Consider the following 25,460-nt stretch of genomic DNA (forward strand, 5'->3'; position numbering starts at 1 on the left):
GCTCCGAGGCGGGTGAGCCCGGTACGCTCACCGCCGTGCCACACGCTGATCAGTCCCAAACCACCCAGAAGGGCGCACCCGTGACCTATCCGGGACCGCCCCGGCCGGTCCGGGTCTCCGCAACACCTCTCGCGGAGCTCGCCGACCAGCTGGGTGCCGAGCAGCCGGAGAACGCCGCGCAGGTCACGGGCATCACCCATGACTCGCGTGCCGTCCGCCCCGGCGACCTGTACGCCGCCCTCCCGGGCGCCCGCCTGCACGGCGCCGACTTCGTCACCCAGGCCGTCGGCCTCGGTGCGGTCGCGGTGCTGACCGACCCGGCAGGCGCCGAGCGCGCCGCCGCGACCGGGCTCCCGGTGCTGGTCGTCGAGGACCCACGCGCGCGCATGGGCGAACTGGCGGCCACGATCTACGGTCACCCCGGCCGGGACCTGCTCCAGATCGGCATCACCGGCACCTCCGGCAAGACCACCACGGCGTACCTCGTCGAGGGCGGTCTGAAGGGGGTCAGGTCCACCGGCCTGATCGGCACCGTCGAGATGCGCATCGGCGACGAGCGCATCAAGTCCGAGCGCACCACGCCGGAAGCCACCGACCTCCAGGCCCTGTTCGCGGTCATGCGCGAGCGCGGGGTCGAGGCGGTCGCCATGGAGGTCTCCAGCCACGCGCTGGTCCTCGGCCGGGTCGACGGCTGTGTCTTCGACATCGGCGTCTTCACCAACCTCAGCCCGGAGCACATGGAGTTCCACTCCGGCATGGAGGACTACTTCCAGGCCAAGGCGCAGCTGTTCACGCCGGAACGCAGCCGTCTCGGCGTGGTCAACCTCGACGACGAGTACGGACGCCGGCTCGTCAAGGAGGCCACGGTCCCGGTCGTCACCTTCTCCGCCGAGGGCCACCCCGACGCCGACTGGCGTGCCGCGGACGTCGAGGTCGGCCCGATGGACTCGACGTTCACCGTGATCGGCCCCAAGGACGAGCGGATCGGCGCCAGGTCGCCGCTGCCGGGCCCCTTCAACGTGGCGAACACCCTCGCCGCGATCGTCGCCCTGGCCGCCGCGGGCCTCGACCCGCAGACCGCCGCCGACGGCGTCGCCGCCGTACCGGGCGTGCCGGGCCGCCTGGAACGCGTGGACGCCGGGCAGCCCTACCTCGCGGTCGTGGACTACGCCCACAAGACCGACGCCGTCGAGTCGGTGCTCAAGGCGCTCCGCAAGGTCACCGAGGGCAAGGTGCACATCGTGCTCGGCTGCGGAGGCGACCGGGACACGACCAAGCGGGGGCCCATGGGCGCGGCCGCGGCCCGCCTCTCCGACACCGCCGTACTGACCTCCGACAACCCCCGCTCCGAGGATCCCCTCGCGATTCTTGCAACCATGCTCCAGGGCGCGGCGTCCGTACCGGCACACGAGCGCGGCGAGGTCCAGGTCTTCGAGGACCGGGCCGCCGCGATCGCCGCAGCAGTCGCCCGCGCGCGGCCGGGCGACACCGTACTGGTCGCCGGGAAGGGCCACGAGCAGGGCCAGGACATCGCCGGGGTGGTCCGTCCCTTCGACGACCGCCAGGTGCTTCGAGAAGCCATCCAGAAGACCCAGGGATGAACTTGTGATCGCCCTCTCTCTCGCCGAGATCGCCTCAGTCGTCGGCGGGCAGACGCATGACATACCGGATCCGTCGGCGCAGGTGCACGGGCCCGTCGTCATCGACTCCCGGCAGGTGAAGGACGGCAGTCTGTTCGCCGCCTTCGTGGGGGAGCGCGTCGACGGCCACGACTACGCCGAACAAGCCGTCCGGGCCGGCGCGGTGGCCGTGCTGGCCCAGCGCCCTCTCGGCGTACCCGCGATCGTCGTCGAGGACGTCCAGACGGCCCTCGGCGCCCTCGCGCGTCATGTCGTACGACGCCTCGGCGCGACCCTCGTCGCCCTCACCGGCTCCGCCGGCAAGACCAGCACCAAGGACCTGATCGCCCAGGTGCTCCAGCGCAAGGCGCCGACGGTGTTCACGCCGGGCTCACTCAACAACGAGATCGGCCTGCCGCTCACCGCGCTCACCGCCACCGAGGAGACCAGGTTCCTCGTGCTGGAGATGGGCGCCCGCGGCATCGGCCACATCAGCTACCTCACGGATCTGACGCCCCCGCAGATCGGACTGGTCCTCAACGTCGGCACCGCGCACATCGGTGAGTTCGGCGGCCGCGAGCAGATCGCGCAGGCCAAGGGCGAACTCGTGGAGGCCCTGCCGGCGGCACAGGACGGCGGCACCGCGATCCTCAACGCCGACGATCCTCTCGTACGTGCCATGGCCTCCCGTACGAAGGCGAAGGTGCTCCTTTTCGGAGAGTCCGGCGAAGCGGACGTTCGAGCCGAGAACGTACGACTCACGGACACCGGACAGCCTGCCTTCATGCTTCACACACCCTCCGGTGCAAGCGAAGTGACCATGCGCCTGTACGGTGAGCACCACGTGTCGAACGCGCTCGCCGCGGCCGCCGTCGCCCATGAGCTGGGCATGTCCGCAAGTGAGATCGCCACCGCGCTCTCCGAGGCGGGCTCCCTCTCCCGCTGGCGTATGGAGGTCACCGAGCGCCCGGACGGCGTGACCATCGTCAACGACGCCTACAACGCGAACCCCGAGTCCATGCGAGCGGCCTTGCGCGCGCTCGCGGCGATGGGCAAGGGGCGGCGGACCTGGGCGGTGCTCGGCAAGATGGCCGAGCTCGGGGACGAGGCGCTCGCCGAGCACGACGCGGTCGGACGGCTCGCCGTCCGGCTCAATGTCGGCAAGCTCGTCGCGGTCGGGGGCAGGGAAGCGTCCTGGCTGCAACTGGGCGCATATAACGAGGGTTCGTGGGGTGAGGAGTCGGTGCACGTGTCCGACGCACAGGCGGCGGTCGACCTGCTGCGCAGTGAATTGCGCCCGGGAGACGTCGTCCTCGTGAAGGCGTCCCGTTCGGTCGGCCTGGAGAGCGTCGCCCAGGCGCTGCTCGACGCCGAGGGTGAGGTTGCCGTCCGATGATGAAGCAGATCCTGTTCTCAGGAGTCATCGGCCTCTTCCTGACCCTGGTCGGCACCCCGCTGCTGATCAAGCTGCTCGCGCGCAAGGGTTACGGCCAGTACATCCGGGACGACGGCCCGCGCTCGCACGGCAGCAAGCGCGGTACGCCGACGATGGGCGGTATCGCCTTCATCTCCGCGACGGTCGTCGCCTACTTCCTGTCCAAGGTCATCACCGGCTACCCCCCGACCTACTCGGGCCTGCTGGTGCTCGGCCTGATGTGCGGCATGGGCCTGGTCGGTTTCCTCGACGACTACATCAAGATCGTCAAGCGGCGTTCGCTGGGCCTGCGGGCCAAGGCGAAGATGGCCGGCCAGCTGATCGTCGGCATCAGCTTCGCGGTGCTCGCGCTGATGTTCCCGGACGTGCGCGGCAACACCCCGGCCTCCACCAAGCTGTCGTTCATCACCGACTTCGGCTGGAAGATCGGCCCGATCCTGTTCGTGGTCTGGGCGCTGTTCATGATCCTCGCGATGTCGAACGGCGTGAACCTCACCGACGGTCTGGACGGCCTCGCCACCGGCGCCTCGGTCCTCGTCTTCGGCGCCTACACGTTCATCGGCGTCTGGCAGTTCCAGGAGTCCTGCGCCAACTCGGGCACCCTGACCAACCCGAACGCCTGCTACGAGGTGCGCGATCCGCTCGACCTCGCGGTGATCGCCTCCGCGCTGATGGGCGCCTGCCTCGGCTTCCTGTGGTGGAACACCTCGCCGGCCAAGATCTTCATGGGCGACACCGGTTCGCTCGCCCTCGGCGGTGTCCTCACGGGCCTGGCGATCCTGTCCCGCACGGAGCTCCTGGTCGCCATCATGGGCGGTCTGTTCGTCCTCATCACCATGTCGGTCGTCATCCAGGTCGGTTCCTTCCGGATGACGGGCAAGCGGGTCTTCCGGATGGCACCGCTCCAGCACCACTTCGAACTCAAGGGCTGGTCCGAAGTCCTCATCGTGGTCCGTTTCTGGATCATCCAGGGCATCTGTGTGATCGTCGGCCTGGGCCTCTTCTACGCGGGATGGGCAGCAGACAAGTGACCTCCTCGGAGCCTTTGGACTGGCAGGGCAAGCACGTCACCGTCGCCGGACTCGGTGTCTCCGGCATCCCGGCGGCCAAGGTGCTGCACGCGCGCGGGGCGAACGTCACCGTCGTCAACGACGGCGACGACGCACGCGCGCGTGAGCAGGCGGCCGAGTTGGAGGCGCTGGGCATCACCGTGCGCCTCGGTGACGGTGCGACCCTGCCCGAGGGCGCCGAACTCGTCGTCACCGCGCCCGGCTGGAAGCCGGACAAACCGCTGTTCGCCGCGGCGCGTGAGGCCGGCCTGGAGATCTGGGGCGATGTCGAACTCGCCTGGCGGCTCAGGGGCCCCGACGCGGCTCCCTGGCTCGCGATCACCGGCACCAACGGCAAGACGACCACCACCCAGATGCTGGCGTCGATCCTGAAGGCCGCGGGGCTGCGCACCGCCGCCGTCGGCAACATCGGCGTCTCCCTGCTGGACGCGGTGCTCGGCGACGAGCAGTACGACGTCCTGGCCGTGGAGTTGTCGAGCTATCAGCTCCACTGGGCGCCCTCCCTGCGCGCCCACTCCGCCGCCGTGCTGAACCTGGCGCCCGACCACCTCGACTGGCACGGCTCCATGGAGGCGTACGCCGCCGACAAGGGCCGCATCTACGAGGGCAATCGGGTCGCCTGCGTCTACAACGTCGCCGACAAGGCCACCGAGGACCTGGTGCGCGAGGCGGACGTCGAGGAGGGCTGCCGGGCCGTCGGCTTCACCCTCGGCACCCCCGGACCGTCCCAACTCGGCGTCGTCGAGGGCATCCTGGTCGACCGCGCCTTCGTCGAGGACCGGCACAAGAACGCCCAGGAACTCGCCGAGATCTCGGACGTCAACCCGCCCGCCCCGCACAACATCGCCAACGCCCTTGCGGCGGCGGCCCTCGCACGCGCATTCGGGGTGCCCGCCAGGGCCGTACGGGACGGGCTCCGGGACTTCACCCCGGACGCCCACCGCATCGCCCACGTGGCCGACGTGGACGCGGTCGCGTACGTCGACGACTCCAAGGCCACCAACACCCACGCGGCACAAGCCTCGTTGGCGGCCTACGAGTCGATCGTGTGGATCGCGGGCGGGCTCGCCAAGGGCGCGACCTTCGACGAGCTGGTCGCCAAGTCGGCAAAGCGACTTCGCGGTGTCGTGCTGATCGGCCAGGACCGCGCCCTGATCCGTGAAGCCCTCGCGCGACACGCCCCGGAAGTACCCGTGGTGGACCTCGACCGGACCGACACTGGGGCGATGCTCGCGGCTGTCCAGGAGGCTTCGCGCCTCGCCGTCGCAGGTGACACGGTGCTGCTGGCCCCGGCCTGCGCCTCGATGGACATGTTCGCCAACTACAACAAGCGCGGTGACGCGTTCGCGGAGGCGGTTCGCGAACTCGGCTCCTGACCGACGTAGCGGAGGCGTTGATGCCCAGTAGCCGTACCGGCAGGCCGCCCGTGCAGCGGGCGTCCCGGCGCCCCGCCGTCCCCCGGCCCTCGCGAGAGAACCCCGTACAACGGCTCTACACGCGCGCGCGCAAGGCCTGGGACCGGCCGCTGACCGCCTACTACCTGATCCTCGGCGGCAGCCTGCTGATCACCGTGCTCGGTCTGGTGATGGTCTACTCGGCCTCCCAGATCACGGCTCTGCAGATGTCCCTGCCGGGATCCTTCTTCTTCCGCAAACAGTTCCTGGCCGCCGTCATCGGCACCGTACTGCTGCTGATCGCCTCCCGGATGCCGGTCAAGCTGCACCGGGCGCTCGCCTATCCGATCCTGGCGGGCGCCGTCTTCCTGATGGCCCTGGTGCAGGTGCCGGGGATAGGGATGTCGGTCAACGGCAACCAGAACTGGATCTCGCTCGGCGGCTCCTTCCAGATCCAGCCCAGCGAGTTCGGCAAGTTGGCCCTCGTGCTGTGGGCGGCCGACCTGCTCGCCCGCAAGCAGGACAAGAAGCTGCTGACCCAGTGGAAGCACATGCTGGTGCCGCTCGTCCCGGTCGCCTTCCTGCTGCTCGGGCTGATCATGCTCGGCGGCGACATGGGAACGGCGATCATCCTGACGGCGATCCTGTTCGGCCTGCTGTGGCTCGCGGGGGCGCCGACCCGGCTGTTCGTCGGGGTGCTGTCGGTCGCCGCGTTCATCGGGTTCGTCCTCATCAAGACCAGCCCCAACCGCATGGCCCGGCTCGCCTGCATCGGCGCCACCGAGCCCAAGTCCGGCGCCGCCGACTGCTGGCAGGCCGTGCACGGCATCTACGCCCTCGCCTCCGGCGGAATCTTTGGCTCCGGGCTCGGTGCGAGTGTGGAAAAATGGGGCCAACTACCCGAAGCCCACACCGACTTCATCTTTGCCGTCACCGGTGAGGAACTGGGCCTCGCGGGGACGCTGTCGGTGCTCGCCCTCTTCGCGGCTCTAGGCTATGCGGGTATCCGCGTGGCCGGACGCACGGAGGACCCCTTCGTGAGGTATGCCGCGGGAGGCGTGACCACCTGGATCACCGCTCAGGCTGTGATCAACATCGGTGCGGTGCTCGGTCTGCTGCCGATCGCCGGCGTCCCGCTCCCGCTGTTCTCCTACGGAGGTTCCGCCCTGTTGCCGACCATGTTCGCCGTCGGGCTGCTGATCGCGTTCGCGCGTGACGACCCCGCCGCGCGGGCGGCGCTTTCGATGCGGCAACCCCGCTTTGGTAGAAAGCGGGCGGGAGGCGCCGTGCCGGCACGGGGGCCTCGGAGATGGAACACGATGCGACGGCGCGCCCCCTCGGCGCGTTCGTCCGGAGAGCGGTGAATTTCGGTGCATGTCGTACTCGCCGGTGGGGGGACCGCCGGCCACATCGAGCCCGCGCTCGCCCTCGCGGATGCCCTGCGCAGGCAGGACCCGAGCGTGGGGATCACGGCTCTGGGCACGGAACGGGGGCTGGAGACCAAGCTCGTCCCACAGCGCGGCTACGAGCTCGCGCTGATCCCGGCCGTCCCGTTGCCCCGTAAGCCCACCCCTGAGCTGATCACCGTGCCGGGCCGGCTGCGCGGCACGATCAAGGCCACGGAGCAGATCCTGGAGCGCACCAAGGCCGACGCCGTCGTCGGCTTCGGCGGCTATGTCGCGCTGCCCGCCTACCTCGCCGCCAAGCGCCTCGGTGTGCCGATCGTGATCCATGAGGCCAACGCCCGTCCCGGCCTCGCCAACAAGATCGGCTCCCGGTACGCCGCCCAGGTCGCCGTCGCCACGCCGGACAGCAAGCTGCGCAACTCCCGCTACATCGGCATCCCGCTGCGCCACACCATCGCCACCCTGGACCGGGCCGCGGCCCGCCCCGAGGCCCGGCACGTGTTCGGCCTCGACCCGAACCTGCCGACGCTGCTGGTCTCCGGCGGCTCGCAGGGCGCCCGGCGCCTCAACGAGGTCGTCCAGCAGGTCGCACCCTGGCTCCAGCAGGCCGGGATCCAGATCCTGCACGCGGTCGGCCCGAAGAACGAACTGCCGCACGTACAGCAGATGCCGGGAATGCCCCCCTACATCCCGGTAAGTTACCTGGACCGGATGGACCTCGCGTACGCCGCGGCCGACATGATGCTCTGCCGCGCGGGCGCGATGACCGTCGCCGAACTCTCCGCCGTCGGGCTCCCGGCCGCCTACGTCCCGCTGCCCATCGGCAACGGAGAACAGCGGCTGAACGCCCAGCCGGTGGTCAAGGCCGGCGGCGGACTGCTGGTCGACGACGCGGAACTGACGCCGGACTGGGTCCGGGCCAACGTCCTGCCCGTGCTCGCCGACCCGCACCGGCTGTACGAGATGTCCCGCGCCGCCGCCGAGTTCGGCCGCCGGGACGCCGACGAGCTGCTCGTCGGCATGGTGTACGAGGCGATCGCCTCCCACCGACGCCAGTAGCCAGGAAAAGGGAGTGGGCGTGGCCGGATCGACGACCGCCGAGCGCGGTGAACGCCAGCAGGAGTCGTCCGGCCCGCCTCCTGCCCGGCGGTTGAGGGTGCGTCGGCTTCGTACGATCATCATTCTTGCCGTGGCGCTCGTGCTTCTTTCCGCGGGCACCGTCTGGCTGTTGTACGGCTCCCAGTGGCTGCGCGTCGACAGCGTGTCGGTCTCGGGGACCAGGGTGCTGACCCCGGAGCAGGTCCGCGAGGCCGCCGACGTCCCGGTCGGATCGCCGCTTGTTTCCGTCGACACGGATGCCATTGAGGCGCGACTGCTCCGGAAATTGCCCCGAATTGACTCGGTTGATGTCGCTCGTGCCTGGCCCGACGTAATCGGGCTGAAAGTGACCGAGCGTACCCCGGTTCTGCTTGTCCAAAAGGGCGGAAACTTCGTCGAAGTGGACGATGAAGGCGTCCGATTCGCCACGGTTTCCGAGGCCCCCAAAGGTGTCCCCGCCCTGGAATTGACGCTCTCCCGGCCGGACTCCCGTGCCGCGAGCCTGCGCCGCTTCGGCGAGGCCCGGCTCGTGCGCGAAGCGGTGCGCGTGGCGGGTGACATTCCGGCCGCCGTCGCGCACGTTACCCGTTCCGTCAAGGTGCGTTCGTACGACGACATCTCGCTGGAGTTGGGGGGCGGTCGCACCGTCGCCTGGGGGAGCAGCGAGAAAGGTGCCGCAAAGGCCCGTACGCTCGCCGCTCTCATGAAAGCCACTCCCGATGCGCGGCACTTCGACGTCAGCGTCCCCACCGCGCCTGCGTCAGCAGGGAGTTGACGCACATCAGCGCAGGCCAGCACCCTGGTTGGGCACTGCTACGGCTGATCACATAGGGTGAAAAGAAAAACGGGAGGTTCGGCGTGTTCGTTGAACGTGCGCCACTTGTCGACTTAGTGTCCTGTTCAGAAGACTCCAGGGAACAGACACACTGGTAACCCTAAACTTCAGCGTTAGGGTTCGGGTCGGCGCTACGGACCGTCCCATTCGGCATCAGTCGGCGGATCGCGAGGCAGCAGTGCCTCGTTGGTTCGACGACACGTAACTCGAGGCGAGAGGCCTTCGACGTGGCAGCACCGCAGAACTACCTCGCAGTCATCAAAGTCATCGGTGTCGGCGGCGGTGGTGTCAATGCCATCAACCGGATGATCGAGGTCGGTCTCAAGGGCGTCGAGTTCATCGCCATCAACACCGACGCGCAGGCGCTGTTGATGAGCGACGCCGACGTCAAGCTCGACGTCGGCCGCGAACTCACCCGCGGACTCGGCGCCGGAGCCAACCCGGCCGTGGGCCGCAAGGCCGCCGAGGACCACCGCGAGGAGATCGAGGAGGTCCTCAAGGGGGCCGACATGGTCTTCGTGACGGCCGGTGAAGGCGGCGGCACCGGCACCGGCGGCGCGCCCGTCGTGGCCAACATCGCACGCACACTGGGCGCCCTCACCATCGGCGTGGTCACGCGCCCGTTCACCTTCGAGGGACGGCGCCGCGCCAACCAGGCCGAGGACGGCATCGCCGAACTCCGCGAAGAGGTCGACACCCTCATCGTCATCCCCAACGACCGGCTGCTGTCCATCTCGGACCGCCAGGTCTCCGTCCTCGACGCCTTCAAGTCGGCCGACCAGGTCCTGCTCTCCGGTGTCCAGGGCATCACCGACCTCATCACCACGCCCGGTCTGATCAACCTCGACTTCGCCGACGTCAAGTCGGTCATGTCGGAGGCCGGTTCGGCGCTCATGGGCATCGGCTCGGCCCGCGGCGACGACCGGGCGGTGGCCGCCGCCGAGATGGCGATCTCCTCGCCGCTCCTGGAGGCGTCCATCGACGGCGCCCGCGGTGTGCTGCTCTCCATCTCCGGCGGTTCCGACCTCGGCCTGTTCGAGATCAACGAAGCGGCCCAGCTGGTCAGCGAGGCCGCCCACCCCGAGGCCAACATCATCTTCGGTGCGGTCATCGATGACGCCCTCGGCGACGAGGTCCGCGTCACCGTGATCGCCGCCGGCTTCGACGGGGGGCAGCCGCCGACCCGCCGGGAGACGGTCATGGGATCGTCCTCGAACCCGGCCCGCCGCGAGGAGCCCACTCCGGTACGGCAGACCGAGAGCCGCCCGTCCTTCGGCTCGCTCGGCAGCGTCACGCCCAAGGAGGACCCGGAGCCCGCGCAGGAGCCGGTCGCCGACCTTCCGGTCGCCCCGCCGGTCCCGCCGTCGCGGAGCTACACCGACAGCTCGGCCGAGGAGCTGGACGTGCCGGACTTCCTGAAGTGATAGGACGGCGCGAGAGCGTGAGCGGCGCGCACTTCGCCTTCACCGACCGGTGGGGCGGGGTGAGCGCCGCTCCGTATGAGGAGCTCAACCTCGGCGGGGCGGTCGGCGACGACCCCGAGGCCGTGGGGACCAATCGCGAACTGGCCGCCAAGTCGCTCGGTATCGATCCCGCCCGGGTGGTCTGGATGCATCAGGTGCACGGGGCGGACGCCGTGGTGGTCTCCGCGCCGTGGGGCGAGCGGCCGGTGCCTCAGGTCGACGCGATCGTCACCGCCGAACGCGGTCTCGCCCTCGCCGTCCTCACCGCGGACTGCACCCCGGTGCTGCTCGCCGACCCGGTCGCCGGGATCGCCGCGGCGGCTCACGCGGGCCGGCCCGGCATGGTCGCCGGAGTCGTCCCCGCCGCGCTACGCGCGATGACCGAACTCGGCGCCGATCCCGCCCGGATCGTCGCCCGCACCGGACCGGCCGTCTGCGGCAAGTGCTACGAAGTGCCCGCGGAGATGCGCGCCGACGTCGCCGCCGTCGAACCCGCGGCGCACGCCGAGACGAGTTGGGGCACACCCTCGGTCGATGTGACCGCCGGAGTGCACGCGCAGCTCGACCGGCTCGGGGTGCGCGACCGGCAGCAGTCGCCGGTGTGCACGCTGGAGTCGGGCGACCACTTCTCGTATCGCCGCGATCGCACCACGGGGCGACTCGCGGGATATGTCTGGCTGGACTGATGGGGCATGACGGACCGTAAGGATGAACTCGCCGCAAATCTGGCGAAGGTGGAGCGGCGCATCGCCGCCGCGTGCGCGGCCGCCGGGCGGGCGCGGGAAGAGGTGACCCTCATCGTGGTCACCAAGACCTACCCCGCGAGCGATGTGCGGGTGCTGGCGGAGCTCGGCGTGCGCCATGTCGCCGAGAACAAGGACCAGGACGCGGCACCCAAGGCTGCCGAATGTTCTGATGTGCCGCTTACTTGGCACTTTGTTGGTCAATTGCAGACCAACAAAGTGCGATCCGTGGTCGGTTACGCGGATCTCGTGCAGTCTGTCGATCGTTCCAAGCTGGTGACGGCTCTTTCGAAGGAGGCCGTGAAGGCCGGGCGCGAAGTGGGATGCCTCATCCAGGTCGCGCTCGACGCGGGGGCGAGCGAGCGAGGGGAGCGGGGTGGCGTGGCGCCGGGCGGAATCGCGGAGTTGGCCGATCTCGTGGCCGGGGCTCCGGGGTTGCGGCTCGACGGGCTGATGACCGTCGCTCCGCTCACCGGGGAGTACGCGGGACGCGAACAGGCGGCATTCGAGCGGTTGATGGATTTGTCGACCGACCTGCGCCGAGACCATCAGGCTGCGAACATGGTCTCGGCAGGGATGAGTGCGGACCTCGAACAGGCCGTGGCGGCAGGGGCGACACATGTGCGCGTCGGCACCGCGGTACTCGGAGTCCGCCCCAGGCTCGGGTAACGTCGCCAAGAAGTCGGACCACAGCAGAAAATATGGTCATTACCGCCGAAAGGCGGTCATAACGACCTCGTGGATCGCGGGCACTTGGCAGTCGTCAGCCGATCCACCACAGAGCGGAGGACTCAGAGAATGGCCGGCGCGATGCGCAAGATGGCGGTCTACCTCGGCCTCGTGGAGGACGATGGGTACGACGGCCGCGGTTTCGACCCCGACGACGACTTCGAACCGGAACTCGACCCGGAGCCCGAGCGGGACCGCCGACGGCATGAGCCGTCTCACCAGTCACATCAGGCACTTCAGCCTGAAAGGGATGAATCGGTCAGAGTCGTGCAGTCCTCGGTGCCGCGCGACTCGGTGCCCCGATCCACTTCGCTGGCCGCGGAATCGGTGCGTCCCGCGCGCATCGCGCCCGTGGCGTCCATCACACAAGAGCGCGCAAGCCTGGAGAAGAACGCACCGGTGATCATGCCCAAGGTCGTGTCGGAACGAGAGCCTTACCGGATCACCACGCTTCACCCCCGGACCTACAACGAGGCCCGTACCATCGGGGAACACTTCCGTGAGGGCACCCCGGTGATCATGAATTTGACTGAGATGGATGACACAGACGCCAAGCGACTTGTCGACTTTGCGGCCGGTTTGGTGTTTGGTCTTCACGGCAGCATCGAGCGGGTGACGCAGAAGGTGTTCCTGTTGTCGCCTGCTAACGTCGATGTCACGGCGGAGGACAAGGCCCGCATCGCAGAGGGCGGGTTCTTCAACCAGAGCTGAGAAGCACAACCGGAACGAAGTACGGAACAGGGGAGAGGGAAAGACAGACCATGAGCGTGTTCGCGCAGGTGATCTACATCGCGCTGATGGTGTTCCTCATCGTGCTCATCTTCCGGTTGGTCATGGACTACGTCTTCCAGTTCGCCCGCTCATGGCAACCCGGCAAGGCGATGGTGGTCGTTCTGGAGGCCACCTACACTGTCACTGATCCACCGTTGAAGCTTCTGCGGCGGTTCATCCCGCCGCTGCGTCTCGGGGGCGTGGCGCTCGACCTGTCCTTCTTCGTGCTGATGATCATCGTCTACATCCTCATCTCCATCACGGGAAACCTGGCGAGGTGACTGTGGACGATACGGTCTTGCCGACTGCCGATGACTACGTTGAGGTGAAGAGATGCCGTTGACCCCCGAGGACGTGCGGAACAAGCAGTTCACGACCGTCCGCCTCCGAGAAGGCTATGACGAGGACGAGGTCGATGCCTTCCTCGACGAGGTCGAAGCCGAACTGACCCGCCTGCTGCGCGAGAACGAGGACCTGCGCGCCAAGCTGGCCGCGGCGACGCGTGCTGCTGCCCAGAACCAGCAGAACATGCGCAAGCCCCCGGAGCAGCAGGACCAGCAGCAGGGTGGCATGCCCGGACAGGGAATGCCGCAGCAGGGCATGCGTGGGCCAGGTCCTGGCGCTCCCGTGCCTGCCGGCATATCCGGTCCGCCGCAGCAGCAGATGGGCGGCCCCATGGGTGGCCCGCCCCAGCTGCCGAGCGGTGCGCCGCAGCTGCCCGCCGGCCCCGGCGGTGGCCAGGGCGGCCCGCAGGGTCCCGGTCAGATGGGCCAGGGCCCCATGGGTCAGGGGCAGATGGGCCAGGGCCAGATGGGCCAGGGCCAGATGGGCCAGGGTCCGATGGGCCAGGGCCCCATGGGCGGTCAGCCGCCCATGCAGCAGCAGATGGGTGGCCCGATGGGCGGCCCCATGGGCGGTCCGATGGGCGGCCCCGGTCAGGGCCCCGGTGGCGACAGCGCCGCCCGTGTCCTCTCGCTGGCCCAGCAGACCGCCGACCAGGCGATCGCCGAGGCTCGTTCCGAGGCCAACAAGATCGTCGGCGAGGCCCGTTCGCGTGCCGAGGGTCTTGAGCGTGACGCGCGTGCCAAGGCGGACGCGCTGGAGCGGGACGCGCAGGAGAAGCACCGCGTCGCGATGGGCTCCCTCGAGTCCGCCCGCGCCACGCTGGAGCGCAAGGTCGAGGACCTGCGCGGCTTCGAGCGCGAGTACCGCACGCGTCTGAAGTCGTACCTCGAGTCGCAGCTGCGTCAGCTGGAGACCCAGGCCGACGACTCGCTGGCTCCGCCGCGTACCCCGGCGACCGCGTCGCTGCCGCCGTCCCCGGCGCCTTCCATGGCTCCGGCCGGTGCGAGCGCGCCGTCGTACGGTGGCAACCAGGGCATGGGCGGCGGTCCTTCGCCGGCCAGCCCGTCGTACGGCGGCCAGCAGCAGATGTCTCCTGCGATGACCCAGCCGATGGCGCCGGTGCGGCCGCAGGGTCCTGGCCCGATGGGACAGGCTCCCTCGCCGATGCGTGGTTTCCTCATCGACGAGGACGACAACTGACGGCCTCTAGTACGCCTTAGGCGTCGGCAGCGTTCAGGGCGAGGCCCCGGATTTCGACCCGGGGCCTCGCCCTTTTACGCGGGTTGATCACCGTGACGTGGAGACGCGGAAGGCCCGGCCCCTCCTGGGGACCGGGCCTTCGCTCTCGCGGTTACGCCTTGCGCAGGCGGAACGTCAGGGACAGGCCCTCGTCGGTGAACGGGGTGCCGTAGGTGTCGTCCGCCTCACCCTGGGCGAAGTCCGTGGCAAGGACCTCGTCGGAGATCAGGGGCGTGTGCTCGGACAGGGCCGCGATCACGGCCGGGTCCGTGGCCGTCCAGCGGAGCGCGATGCGGTCGGCCACGTCGAGGCCGCTGTTCTTGCGGGCCTCCTGGATCAGGCGGATCGCATCCCGCGCCAGGCCCGCCTGGCGGAGTTCCTCCGTGATCTCCAGGTCCAGCGCCACCGTCGCACCGGAGTCGGACGCCACCGACCAGCCCTCGCGCGGAGTCTCTGTGATGATCACCTCATCGGGGGCCAGCGTGATCGTCTCGCCGTCGACCTCGACCGACGCCGTGCCCTCGCGCAGGGCGAGGGAGAGCGCGGCCGCGTCGGCGCCCGCGACGGCCTTCGCCACATCCTGGACGCGCTTGCCGAAACGCTTGCCCAGGGCGCGGAAGTTGGCCTTGGCCGTGGTGTCGACCAGGCTGCCGCCGACCTCGCTGAGGGAGGCGAGCGCGCTCACGTTCAGCTCCTCCGTGATCTGCGCGTGCAGTTCACGGTCGAGGGAGCCGAAGCCGGTCGCGGCGATGAGCGCCCGGGACAGCGGCTGACGGGTCTTCACACCCGACTCCGCGCGCGTGGCACGGCCCAGCTCGACGAGGCGGCGCACCAGGACCATCTGCTTCGACAGCTCCGGGTCGATGGCGGAGAGGTCCGCCTCCGGCCAGGAGGCCAGGTGCACGGACTCCGGGACGCCGGGGCTGACCGGCACGACCAGGTCCTGCCAGACCCGCTCGGTGATGAACGGGGTCAGCGGGGCCATCAGCTTGGTGACGGTCTCGACGACCTCGTGCAGCGTGCGCAGCGCGGCCTTGTCGCCCTGCCAGAAGCGGCGCCGGGACCGGCGTACGTACCAGTTGGACAGGTCGTCGACGAACGCCGACAGGAGCTTGCCGGCGCGCTGGGTGTCGTACGACTCCAGGGACTGGGTCACCTGGTCGGTCAGCGCGTGCAGTTCGGACAGCAGCCAGCGGTCCAGAACCGGCCGGTCGGCCGGGGCCGGGTCCGCCTCGCTGGGCGCCCAGCCGGACGTACGGGCGTACAGGGCCTGGAAGGCGACCGTGTTCCAGTACGTCAGGAGTGTCTTGCGGACGACCTCCTGGATCGTGCCGTGGCCCACGCGACGGGCCGCCCACGGGGAGCCGCCGGCCGCCATGAACCAGCGCACCGCGTCCGCGCCGTGCCGGTCCATCAGGGGGATCGGCTCGAGGGTGTTGCCCAGGTGCTTGGACATCTTGCGGCCGTCCTCGGCCAGGATGTGACCGAGGCAGACGACGTTCTCGTACGACGACTTGTCGAAGACCAGGGTGCCGACGGCCATCAGCGTGTAGAACCAGCCTCGTGTCTGGTCGATGGCCTCGCTGATGAACTGCGCCGGGTAGCGGGACTCGAACAGCTCCTTGTTCTTGTACGGGTAGCCCCACTGCGCGAACGGCATCGAACCCGAGTCGTACCAGGCGTCGATGACCTCCGGCACGCGCGTGGCCGTCTTCTGGCACTGGGGGCACGCGAAGGTGACCTCGTCGATGAACGGGCGGTGCGGGTCGAGGCCGGAATGGTCCGTGCCGGTCAGCTGGGTGAGCTCCGCGCGGGAGCCCACGACGGTGAGGTGGTCGTCCTCGCAGCGCCAGATCGGCAGCGGGGTACCCCAGTAGCGGTTGCGGGACAGCGCCCAGTCGATGTTGTTCTGCAGCCAGTCGCCGAAGCGGCCGTGCTTCACCGTCTCCGGGAACCAGTTGGTGTTCTCGTTCTCCTGGAGGAGGCGGTCCTTGGCGGCGGTGGTGCGGATGTACCAGGACGGCTGCGCGTAGTACAGGAGCGCCGTGTGGCAGCGCCAGCAGTGCGGGTAGCTGTGCTCGTACGGGATGTGCTTGAAGAGGAGGCCGCGCTGCTGGAGGTCCTCGGTGAGCTTTTCGTCCGCCTTCTTGAAGAAGACGCCGCCGACCAGGGGGACGTCCTCCTCGAACGTGCCGTCCCTGCGGACGGGGTTCACGACCGGCAGGCCGTAGGCGCGGCAGACCTTGAGGTCGTCCTCACCGAACGCGGGGGACTGGTGGACCAGGCCCGTACCGTCCTCGGTCGTGACGTACTCGGCGTTGACCACGTAGTGGGCCGGCTCCGGGAACTCCACGAGCTCGAACGGACGTTGATAGGTCCAGCGCTCCATTTCGGCGCCGGTGAAGGACTGGCCGGTGGTCGCCCAGCCCTCGCCGAGCGCCTTGGCGACGAGCGGTTCGGCGACGACGAACTTCTCCTCACCGTTGGTCGCGACGACGTAGGTGACCTCGGGGTGCGCGGCCACGGCCGTGTTGGAGACCAGCGTCCAGGGGGTCGTCGTCCAGACCAGGAGCGCGGCCTGGCCGGCGAGCGGACCGGAGGTGAGCGGGAAACGGACGTACACGGAAGGGTCGACGATCGTCTCGTAGCCCTGCGCCAGCTCGTGGTCCGACAGGCCCGTCTCGTCGCGGGGACACCAGGGGGCCACGCGGTAGTCCTGGACCAGCAGACCCTTGTTGAAGATCTCCTTGAGCGACCACCAGACGGACTCGATGTACTCCGGGTCCATGGTGCGGTAGGGGTCGTGGAGGTCGGTCCAGTAGCCCATGCGGGTCGTGAGCGCCTCGAAGGCGTCGGTGTGGCGGGTCACGGACTCGCGGCACTTGGCGTTGAACTCGGCGATGCCGTACGCCTCGATGTCCTTCTTGCCGGTGAAGCCGAGCTCCTTCTCGACCGCCAGCTCCACCGGCAGGCCGTGACAGTCCCAGCCGGCCTTGCGGGCCACGTGGTAGCCGCGCATGGTCCGGAAGCGGGGGAACACGTCCTTGAAGACGCGCGCCTCGATGTGGTGGGCACCGGGCATGCCGTTGGCGGTGGGCGGGCCCTCGTAGAACACCCATTCGGGGCGGCCCTCGGACTGCTCCAGGCTCTTGGCGAAGATCTTCTGCTCGTGCCAGAAGTCGAGCACCGCGTGCTCGAGCGCGGGCAGGTCGACCTGGGCGGGCACCTGGCGGTACGTCGGCGTTGTCATCAGCGAGCTTCCTCCGGCGGACTTGCTGCCTTCCGTCCGGAGGGACGAGAGTCCGTGCGCCGGTTTCGGCGCGCTCCCGCGGTACCACCCTCCTTGGCCCGCCGACGCCTGGTGTGCGTCGGTGAGCCCCCTCATTGGGGCCGCGATGCCGGGTCTACTGGCCCTGGCGGCCCGTGGGCGGAGCCCACTGATCCAAGGCCTTCTTCCGGCGGCTCCGGGGTGATCTTCACGTCGCGCTCGCCCCCGGGCTTCCACCGTCCCCGGGTCGCTCTGGGCTGCCTACGCCGCTACTCGTCCCCATCCACGCTTTTCGCTCCGCCCAGTGTACGGCGCCCCGGGGACAGTGGCCGACCGGTTTTGCGGGTCCGGACGCGGAGGCCGCCGTAGGGCCCGGAGTGACCCGAATGGAGCGGCATGACTGTTCGGATTCCGGGACGGGCGGTTCGGCGGATTACCTGGCGGGGAGCTGGGCACAACGCATGCATGCTTCCCGCCCCGCGCGCGCGGGGCGGGCGAATCGAGCGGCGTGCCCCGTTGCCGCGGGACCCAAGTCGATTTATCGTCCCAGCACGATTCGCGAGCAAGATCACAATATGTGAAGGGGCCGCGGCATGGTGGCGAAAAAGACCGCCGTACAGCAGTCGGCGTCGGGCCGGTCCACCCATGCCCGAGCCCCCGGCGGCGAGGCCAAGGGTGCGGCTGCCAAGGCCGTGAAGGCGGTCGGAGCGGCGGCGAGGAGCGTCGCGAAGAAGGCCGCCGTCAAGAGCACGCGCGCGGGTGGCGAGAAGGCCGCGGCGAAGAAGGCGGCGCCGCGGAAGGAGAGCGGCGCCAAGAAGGCCACGGCGGCTCCCGGCGGGCGGACGGCCGCGGAGGAGGTCTCGGCCGGGAGAGCGGCGGCCGAGCCGCCTGCCGACGGGACGGCAGAGGCCACGGCAGAGGCCACCGAGGGCGTAGGCAAGGCCTCGGTCACGAGGAAGGCCGCGGCGCCGAAGAAGGCGGCCACCAAGAAGACCTCCGCCGCGAACAAGGCGGTCGCGAAGAAGGCAGCCACGAAGAAAGCGGTGACGAAGAAGGCGGTCGCGAAGAAGACCGCAGCGAAGGACACGGCCGCGGCCGAGAGCGCGGCCAGGGGCACCACCGCGACGAAGGCCGCGGGGAAGAAGACGGCGGCGAAGGACAGCGCGGTCGAGGAGAAGGCAGCCACGAAGACATCCGCAGCGAAGGACACGGCCGCGACCGAGAGCGCGGCCAGGGGCACCACCGCGACGAAGGCCGCGGGGAAGAAGACGGCGGCGAAGGACAGCGCGGTCGAGGAGAAGGCAGCCACGAAGACATCCGCAGCGAAGGACACGGCCGCGACCAAGAGCGCGGCCAAGGGCACCACCGCGACGAAGGCCGCGGGGAAGAAGACGGCGGCGAAGGACAGCGCGGTCGAGGAGAAGGCAGCCACGAAGACATCCGCAGCGAAGGACACGGCCGCGACCAAGAGCGCGGCCAAGGGCACCACCGCGACGAAGGCCGCGGGGAAGAAGACGGCCGCGAAGGACAGCGCGGTCGAGGACAAGGCCGCCACGGAGGCCGGTGCCCCGCAGGGGGACGCCGGACAGGGCACCTCCGGGAAGAACACCCTCACCAAGAGGGCGGCCAGGAAAAGCACGGCCAAGAAGGCGGGCGCGGCCGAGGCCGCGAAGCAGACGGGAGCCACGACAGTGGTTGCGAAGAAGACTCCTGGCACGGCCACGGCGGCTAAGACCGCCCTACCCAACGCGCGTGTCTCCGCGGTGGAGCCCGGCGAGCTCGCGGTGCGCCCGGGTGAGGACCCGTGGACGCCCGAAGAGGTCTCCGAGGCGCGCGCGGAGCTGACGGCCGAGGCCCTGCGGCTGCGTACCGAGATCACCACCTCGGAGGAGTCCCTGGTGGGGCTCATGCGGGACTCCGGGGACGGCGCCGGCGACGACCAGGCCGACACCGGGACCAAGAACATCACGCGCGAGAGCGAGATGGCCCTCGCGGCCAACGCACGCGAGATGCTGCTCCAGACCGAACGCGCCCTGGGGCGGCTCGACGCCGGCACCTACGGCCTGTGCGAGAACTGCGGCAATCCCATCGGCAAGGCGCGCATGCAGGCCTTCCCGCGCGCGACCCTGTGCGTGGAGTGCAAGCAGAAGCAGGAACGCCGGTACTGAGGGTCCTTGGAGGCGTGTCGTACCCTCGTCCTCAGTCAGGTATCTAGGTCGAGGGACTCACGTGACAGAGGCGGAGCGCATCATCGGTACGCCGGATACCCCAGAGGCGGCGGGGGCGGAGCCGGAGCAGGACCAGACGGCGCGGCCCAGGGGCAAGCGTCGTATCGCCGTGCTGTTCTCGGTGGCCGCCTTCGCGTACGCCCTCGACCTGGTCAGCAAGATGATCGTGGTCGCCAGGCTGGAGCACCACGAGCCGATCGAGATCGTCGGGGACTGGCTGAGGTTCGAGGCGATCCGCAACGCGGGCGCGGCCTTCGGCTTCGGTGAGGCCTTCACCGTGATCTTCACGGTGATCGCGGCGGCCGTGATCGTGGTCATCGCCCGCCTCGCCCGCAAGCTCTACAGCCTGCCCTGGGCGATCGCGCTGGGGCTGCTGCTCGGCGGCGCGTTCGGCAACCTCACCGACCGGATCTTCCGCTCCCCGGGCGTGTTCGAGGGCGCGGTCGTCGACTTCATCGCCCCCAAGCACTTCGCCGTCTTCAACCTCGCCGACTCGGCGATCGTGTGCGGCGGCATCCTGATCGTGCTGCTGTCGTTCAAGGGGCTCGACCCCGACGGCACGGTCCACAAGGACTGATCCACAGGCGCCGGTCGGGGCTGTCGGTGGTGTCCGGCATACTCGACGGGTGAGCACCGTTCCCGAGATCCGTACCCTGCCCGTGCCCGACGGCCTGGAGGGCGAGCGCGTCGACGCCGCCATCTCCCGCATGTTCGGCTTCTCCCGGACCAAGGCGGCCGAGATCGCCGCCGCGGGGAAGGTCACGGTCGACGGGTCGGTGGTCGGTAAGTCCGAGCGGGTGCACGGCGGGGCCTGGCTGGAGGTCGAGATGCCACAGGCGGCCGCGCCGGTGCAGATCGTCGCCGAGCCGGTCGAGGGCATGGAGATCGTCCATGACGACGACGACGTGGTCGTGATCGTCAAGCCCGTGGGTGTCGCCGCGCATCCCAGCCCCGGCTGGACCGGGACGACCGTGATCGGCGGGCTCGCCGCCGCCGGGTACCGCATCTCGACCTCCGGTGCCGCCGAGCGCCAGGGCATCGTGCACCGCCTCGACGTGGGTACCTCGGGCCTGATGGTCGTGGCCAAGTCGGAGCGGGCGTACACCTCGCTCAAGCGGCAGTTCAAGGAGCGTACGGTCGACAAGCGGTACCACACGCTCGTCCAGGGCCACCCGGACCCGACCAGCGGCACCATCGACGCACCCATCGGCCGCCACCCCCAGCACGACTACAAGTGGGCGGTCACGGCCGAGGGCAAGCCGTCCGTGACCCACTACGACCTCATCGAGGCGTTCCGTGCCGCCTCCCTGCTCGATGTGAAGCTGGAGACCGGGCGCACCCACCAGATCCGCGTCCACATGGCGGCCCACCGCCACCCCTGCGTCGGCGACCTGACGTACGGTGCCGACCCGACGCTCGCCAAGCGGCTCCGGCTGACCCGGCAGTGGCTGCACGCCGTGCGGCTCGGCTTCGAGCACCCCGGGGACGGGGAGTGGGTGGAGTTCGCGAGCGACTATCCGGAGGATCTGCAGCAGGCCCTGGACCTGGTGCGTGAGGAGACCTACGGGTGAGCACGCACGCGTACGTGGTGCGGGTCGCCGAGGATCCCGCCGACCGTGAGGCCTGCTTCACGGTGCGCAAGGAGGTCTTCGTCGGCGAGCAGGGCGTGCCGGAGGACATCGAGTACGACGCCTACGACGCCGTAGCGGTGCATGTGCTGGCCGTGCGGGAGGACGGGGTGCCGCTCGGGACCGGACGGCTGCTGCACGGCGCGGCGGCGGCCGGGAAGACCGGCGGTGACATGACCGTGGGGTCGCTGGGGCGGCTCGCCGTGACACAGATGGCCCGCGGACTCGGCGTGGGGGCGGCTCTTGTGCGGGCCGTCGAGGACGCGGCACGCGCCCGTGGGCTCGTGGCCGTGGATCTGCACGCGCAGACGCACGCGCTGGGGTTCTACGAGCGGCTGGGCTACGTGGCGTACGGGCCGGAGTTTCCGGACGCGGGGATGGCGCACCGGGCCATGCGGCGGGTTCTCTGACGGCCGGATCTCGGATTCGTCGACGGGAGACGGCGAGCGGCGGTCGGGAAGGTCTGGGCGGGAAGCGGGCAGACTGAAGTGACCGTAGATTTGTCGATCTGCCCGGAGTTCTCACCGTGGATCAGTTGGCCCTGTTGTTCGTGTTGTTGCTGGGGGCTCTGATCAGTGTCCCGGTGGGAGACCGGTTCGGGTTGCCGGCGCCGGTGCTGATGACGCTGCTCGGGATCGTGCTCGCGGTACTGGACTTCGTACCGAATGTCGATATTCCACCCGAGCTGATCCTGCCCATCCTGTTGCCGCCGTTGCTCTATGCGGCGGTGCGTCGGACGTCGTGGCGGCAGTTCGCGGCCAACAAGCGGCCGATCTTCCTGCTCGCCGTCGCGCTCGTGTTCGTCACCACCCTGTGCGTCGCCGTCGTCGCCCAGGCGATCGTGCCGGGACTGCCGATCGCCGCCGCCGTCGCGCTCGGCGCGCTGGTCGCACCGCCCGACCCGGTCGCCGCGACCGCCGTGGCCGGCCAACTCGGGCTGCCCCGGAGGCTGGTGTCCATCCTGGAGGGCGAGGGGCTCTTCAACGACGTGACGGCGATCGTGCTCTACCACGTGGCCGTCGCCGCGGCCGTCAGCGGCTCGTTCACGGCCGGGAAGGCCGTCTTCGAGCTGGTGCTCTCCGCGGTGGTCGCCGTCGCCGTGGGGCTCGCGCTGGGCTGGGGGGCCAACAAGCTGATGGATCTGCTGGGTGACGCCACTCTCCAGATCGGGCTGACGGTACTCGTGCCGTACGCCTCCTACGTGCTCGCCGAGGAGCTCCACGGGTCCGGGGTGCTCGCGGTGCTGACCACCGCCCTGTTCATCGCCGAGTACGCCACCGACGCCGACGACGTGATGACCCGGCTCGCCGGGCACACCTTCTGGGACATCGTCGACACCCTCGTGACCGGCGTGGCCTTCGGGCTCATCGGACTCGAACTGCACAACGCGATCCGGACCGCGTCCGGACGCTGGGGCGAGATGCTCGGCTGGGCCGCCGCGATCGTGGCCGTGGTCGTGCTCGTACGGCTGCTGTGGCTGTTGCCGGCGACCTGGCTCACCAAACGCATGCACGCCAAGCGGGACATAGACGAGGAGATCCCGATGGGATGGCGGGAGACCGTCGTCATGTGGTGGTCCGGGATGCGGGGCGTGGCGTCCGTGGCGCTGGCGCTGGCCATCCCGCTGGAGACCGACTCGGGGGCGGGCTTCCCCGACCGGGACGAGATCGTGTTCATCGCATTCGGGGTGATCATGGCGACGCTCGTGCTGCAGGGGCTGACCCTGCCGTGGCTGGTGAAGCGGCTGGGGGTGCGGGCGGACAGCGAGCGGGAGATGGAGTTCGAGAAGATCCTCGCGGTCCGGGCGGCGAAGGCGGCCAAGAAGCGGCTGCGGGAGATCGAGGACGTGGAGGAACTACCCGAGGAGCTGTCGGAGCAGATGCTGCGGCGGGCGTTCGAGATCGGTGTGCGGATCTCTCCCGAGATGGGGGACGAGGAGCGGCGGGAGGCCAGGCGGCGGCTCAAGCGGGCGCGGCGCATCCACGGCGAGATGCTCAGCGCGGCGCGGCACGAGGTGCTGGCGGCGCGGAGCGAGCCGGGGGCCGATCCCGAGATCGTGGACCGGGTGCTGCGGCATCTGGACGTCCGCAGTCTGCGGTGAAGGTACGGAAACCGGGATGAGCTCACCGACCGGGCGTTTGTAGGCTGCGGTTATGACTCGCAACGTGATCATCAGCGGTGGCGGTACGGGAATCGGACTCGCGGCGGCGCAGGTGTTCGCCGCGGAAGGGGACCGGGTGCTGTTGCTCGGCCGGCGTGCCGAGGTGCTCGAGAAGGCCGGGGTGCCCGGCGCCCTGACGTACGCCGCCGATCTCGGTGACGTCGACGAGGTGCGCGAGGTCGTCGGGTTCGTGGAGCGTGAACTCGGGACCGTGGACGTGCTGATCCACAGCGCCGGGGGTACCGGGCAGCTCGAGCCGCCCGTCGACAGTTCTGATCCGCTCGATGCCGTCGCGCACAACTGGACCGTGAACTTCCGGCTCAATCTGCTGACCGCGGCACTGCTCACCGAGGGGTTGAAGGAGCGGCTCGCCTCGCCGGGCGGGCGCGTGCTGTTCGTGAGTTCCATCGCCGCGTACCGGGGGTCCGGGAGCGGGGCGTACGGGGCGGCGAAGGCGGGGCTGCATCCGTACGCCCATGATCTCGCGCGGGAGTTGGGACCGCGGGGGATCACCGCGAATGTGGTCGCGCCGGGGTACATCGAGGAGACGGAGTTCTTCGGCGGGGCCATGGATCCCGCTCGGCGGGAACGGCTCGTCAACGACACGTTGAACGGGCGGGCCGGGACGCCGGGGGATGTCGCCGCGACGCTTCATTGGCTGGCGTCCCACGGGGCGGGGCATGTGACTTCGCAGGTCGTGCAGGTCAATGGCGGGGCTGAGCGGGGGCGGTGACGGGGGCCCGGTGGCGGGTGGCGGCTGCGGGCCCCGTCGTGGCTGGTGCCATGCCCCGCGGTCAGCCGCGGCCCGTCCGAGGCGCCTCGTGGGCGCGACGGGCGGGCACGCCGGAGTGGGCGCCGTCCGGACGATGGCCGTCCCTCGACCGGAATCCCGGCGCCATCGTCGCGTCCGCGGTGTTGACCCGGGGCAGGGCGTACGGGTGGTGGTCCGTCAGCCAGCGGATCATCTGCTCGCGGACCGTGACCCGTACCGTCCAGATGTCGTCGGCGTCCTTGGCGGTCACCAGGGCTCGTACCTGCATGGTGTTCGGGGTGGTGTCGGTGACGGCGAGGCCGTAGTCGCGGCCGTCCCAGGCCGGGCACTCGCGGAGGATGTCCCGCAGCCGCTCGCGCATCAGCTCCACCGGGGCCGTGTGATCGACGTGCCAGAAGACGATGCCGGTCATCTGCGGGGTGCCGCGGGACCAGTTCTCGAACGGCTTCGAGGTGAAGTACGACACCGGCATGGTGATCCGGCGCTCGTCCCAGGTCCGTACCGTCAGGAAGGTCAGCGTGATCTCCTCGACCGTGCCCCACTCGCCGTCCACCACCACGGTGTCGCCGATGCGCACCATGTCACCGAAGGCGATCTGCAGCCCGGCGAACATGTTGCTGAGCGTCGACTGGGCGGCGACACCGGCGACGATGCCGAGGATTCCGGCGGAGGCCAGCAGCGAGGCACCGGCCGCGCGCATCGCGGGGAACGTCAGCAGCATCGCGGCCACGGCCACCACGCCGACGGTCGCGGCGACCACCCGCATGATCAGCGTGACCTGGGTGCGGACCCGCCGCACCCGGGCGGGGTCGCGGTGCACGCGCGCGTAGCGGGTGTACGTCGTCTCCACGATCGCGGCGGCGATTCGGATCACCAGCCACGCGGCCGACCCGATCAGAACCAGCGTCAGCGTCTGCCCGATACCGGCGCTGTGCCGCTCCAGCATCCTCGCCTGGTCGAAGGACCCTCTGAGCATCGCCCCGCACAGCACGAGCTGGTAGGGGATGCGACCACGGCGCAGCAGACCCCACATCGGGGTCTCGCTGTGGCGTGCGTCGGCCTTGCGCAGCAGAAGGTCGGTGGCCCAGCCGATCACCAGGGTGAGCAGCACCGAGCCGCCGACCACGATCAGTGGGCGGAGTACGTTCTCCATGACCCCGAACCTAACCGGACCCGGGCGCTCATGAACATGTGACTTCGGCCGCGAAGTGGGTACGACGGCCGCACGCCCGCGAAACGGCACTGTCGGTGCAGGC

21 protein-coding genes are annotated in these 25,460 nt (G+C 69.8%); 19 read left to right on the forward strand and 2 right to left on the reverse strand.

Annotation, left to right across the window (positions count from 1 at the left end):
- The first annotated feature begins 80 nt into the window (after positions 1-80).
- The 13 genes from OG841_RS34185 to OG841_RS34245 all read left to right on the forward strand — a co-directional run bounded on the left by OG841_RS34185 (position 81) and on the right by OG841_RS34245 (position 14,108).
- Positions 81-1,601, forward strand: a complete 1,521-nt coding sequence (locus tag OG841_RS34185; RefSeq protein ID WP_328643506.1) for a UDP-N-acetylmuramoyl-L-alanyl-D-glutamate--2,6-diaminopimelate ligase — start codon at positions 81-83, stop codon at positions 1,599-1,601.
- Between the two features lie 4 nt (positions 1,602-1,605).
- Positions 1,606-3,015 (forward strand): UDP-N-acetylmuramoyl-tripeptide--D-alanyl-D-alanine ligase, encoded by a 1,410-nt coding sequence (locus OG841_RS34190; protein WP_365118393.1) that lies wholly within the window; start codon positions 1,606-1,608, stop codon positions 3,013-3,015.
- Entirely contained in the window at positions 3,012-4,085 is a 1,074-nt protein-coding gene (mraY, locus tag OG841_RS34195; RefSeq protein ID WP_328637864.1) for a phospho-N-acetylmuramoyl-pentapeptide-transferase, read from the forward strand. Before OG841_RS34190 ends, mraY begins: the two co-directional genes overlap by 4 nt.
- Positions 4,067-5,500, forward strand: coding sequence for a UDP-N-acetylmuramoyl-L-alanine--D-glutamate ligase (gene murD / locus OG841_RS34200; RefSeq protein WP_328637863.1), 1,434 nt, complete (start codon positions 4,067-4,069; stop codon positions 5,498-5,500). The genes mraY and murD overlap by 19 nt, the downstream gene beginning before the upstream one ends.
- Positions 5,501-5,520: 20 nt before the next feature.
- Positions 5,521-6,882 carry a putative lipid II flippase FtsW gene (gene ftsW / locus OG841_RS34205; protein ID WP_328637862.1) on the forward strand — a complete coding sequence of 454 codons (1,362 nt, stop codon included), beginning with the start codon at positions 5,521-5,523 and terminating at the stop codon, positions 6,880-6,882.
- A 6-nt stretch (positions 6,883-6,888) separates the two neighbouring features.
- Positions 6,889-7,983, forward strand: coding sequence for an undecaprenyldiphospho-muramoylpentapeptide beta-N-acetylglucosaminyltransferase (gene murG, locus OG841_RS34210; protein WP_328637861.1), 1,095 nt, complete (start codon positions 6,889-6,891; stop codon positions 7,981-7,983).
- A 19-nt stretch (positions 7,984-8,002) separates the two neighbouring features.
- Positions 8,003-8,797: a cell division protein FtsQ/DivIB gene (locus tag OG841_RS34215; RefSeq protein ID WP_371567979.1), complete on the forward strand. Its 795-nt coding sequence runs from the start codon at positions 8,003-8,005 to the stop codon at positions 8,795-8,797.
- Positions 8,798-9,084: 287 nt separating this feature from the next.
- Entirely contained in the window at positions 9,085-10,281 is a 1,197-nt protein-coding gene (gene ftsZ / locus OG841_RS34220; protein ID WP_328637859.1) for a cell division protein FtsZ, read from the forward strand.
- Positions 10,278-11,006 carry a peptidoglycan editing factor PgeF gene (gene pgeF / locus OG841_RS34225; RefSeq protein WP_371567982.1) on the forward strand — a complete coding sequence of 243 codons (729 nt, stop codon included), beginning with the start codon at positions 10,278-10,280 and terminating at the stop codon, positions 11,004-11,006. The genes ftsZ and pgeF overlap by 4 nt, the downstream gene beginning before the upstream one ends.
- 6 nt (positions 11,007-11,012) lie before the next feature.
- Positions 11,013-11,732, forward strand: a complete 720-nt coding sequence (locus OG841_RS34230) for a YggS family pyridoxal phosphate-dependent enzyme (protein ID WP_328637857.1) — start codon at positions 11,013-11,015, stop codon at positions 11,730-11,732.
- 129 nt (positions 11,733-11,861) lie between these two features.
- Positions 11,862-12,503, forward strand: coding sequence for a cell division protein SepF (locus OG841_RS34235; RefSeq protein ID WP_266525569.1), 642 nt, complete (start codon positions 11,862-11,864; stop codon positions 12,501-12,503).
- A 50-nt stretch (positions 12,504-12,553) separates the two neighbouring features.
- Positions 12,554-12,844: a YggT family protein gene (locus tag OG841_RS34240; RefSeq protein ID WP_057618503.1), complete on the forward strand. Its 291-nt coding sequence runs from the start codon at positions 12,554-12,556 to the stop codon at positions 12,842-12,844.
- 52 nt (positions 12,845-12,896) lie between these two features.
- Entirely contained in the window at positions 12,897-14,108 is a 1,212-nt protein-coding gene (locus OG841_RS34245) for a DivIVA domain-containing protein (protein ID WP_371567987.1), read from the forward strand.
- 151 nt (positions 14,109-14,259) lie between these two features.
- Here the strand turns inward: OG841_RS34245 and ileS are convergent, their stop codons facing one another.
- Complete coding sequence (ileS, locus tag OG841_RS34250) at positions 14,260-17,397, reverse strand: isoleucine--tRNA ligase (protein WP_328637855.1); 3,138 nt, start codon at positions 17,395-17,397, stop codon at positions 14,260-14,262.
- Positions 17,398-18,008: 611 nt separating this feature from the next.
- On the opposite strand from ileS, the gene OG841_RS34255 reads away from it, so the two are divergent.
- The 6 genes from OG841_RS34255 to OG841_RS34280 all read left to right on the forward strand — a co-directional run bounded on the left by OG841_RS34255 (position 18,009) and on the right by OG841_RS34280 (position 24,165).
- The gene (locus OG841_RS34255) at positions 18,009-19,583 is read left to right on the forward strand and encodes a TraR/DksA family transcriptional regulator (protein WP_371567990.1); all 1,575 of its coding nucleotides are present in this window, start codon (positions 18,009-18,011) and stop codon (positions 19,581-19,583) included.
- A 61-nt stretch (positions 19,584-19,644) separates the two neighbouring features.
- A complete protein-coding gene (gene lspA, locus OG841_RS34260) occupies positions 19,645-20,220 on the forward strand; it encodes a signal peptidase II (protein ID WP_371567993.1) in 576 nt (191 codons plus the stop codon).
- Between the two features lie 49 nt (positions 20,221-20,269).
- A complete protein-coding gene (locus OG841_RS34265) occupies positions 20,270-21,214 on the forward strand; it encodes an RluA family pseudouridine synthase (RefSeq protein WP_059206042.1) in 945 nt (314 codons plus the stop codon).
- Positions 21,211-21,681, forward strand: a complete 471-nt coding sequence (locus OG841_RS34270; protein WP_371567997.1) for a GNAT family N-acetyltransferase — start codon at positions 21,211-21,213, stop codon at positions 21,679-21,681. The genes OG841_RS34265 and OG841_RS34270 overlap by 4 nt, the downstream gene beginning before the upstream one ends.
- Before the next feature lie 116 nt (positions 21,682-21,797).
- A complete protein-coding gene (locus tag OG841_RS34275) occupies positions 21,798-23,372 on the forward strand; it encodes a Na+/H+ antiporter (RefSeq protein ID WP_328637851.1) in 1,575 nt (524 codons plus the stop codon).
- 52 nt (positions 23,373-23,424) lie between these two features.
- Positions 23,425-24,165, forward strand: a complete 741-nt coding sequence (locus OG841_RS34280; RefSeq protein ID WP_371568000.1) for an SDR family NAD(P)-dependent oxidoreductase — start codon at positions 23,425-23,427, stop codon at positions 24,163-24,165.
- Between the two features lie 61 nt (positions 24,166-24,226).
- On the opposite strand, the gene OG841_RS34285 is transcribed toward OG841_RS34280, so the two are convergent.
- On the reverse strand, positions 24,227-25,357 hold the full coding sequence (locus OG841_RS34285; protein WP_371568003.1) for a mechanosensitive ion channel family protein: 1,131 nt from the start codon (positions 25,355-25,357) through the stop codon (positions 24,227-24,229).
- Positions 25,358-25,460: the final 103 nt, after the last annotated feature.

Origin of the sequence: Streptomyces canus, from assembly GCF_041435015.1 — a bacterium.
Lineage (GTDB): Bacteria > Actinomycetota > Actinomycetes > Streptomycetales > Streptomycetaceae > Streptomyces > Streptomyces canus_G.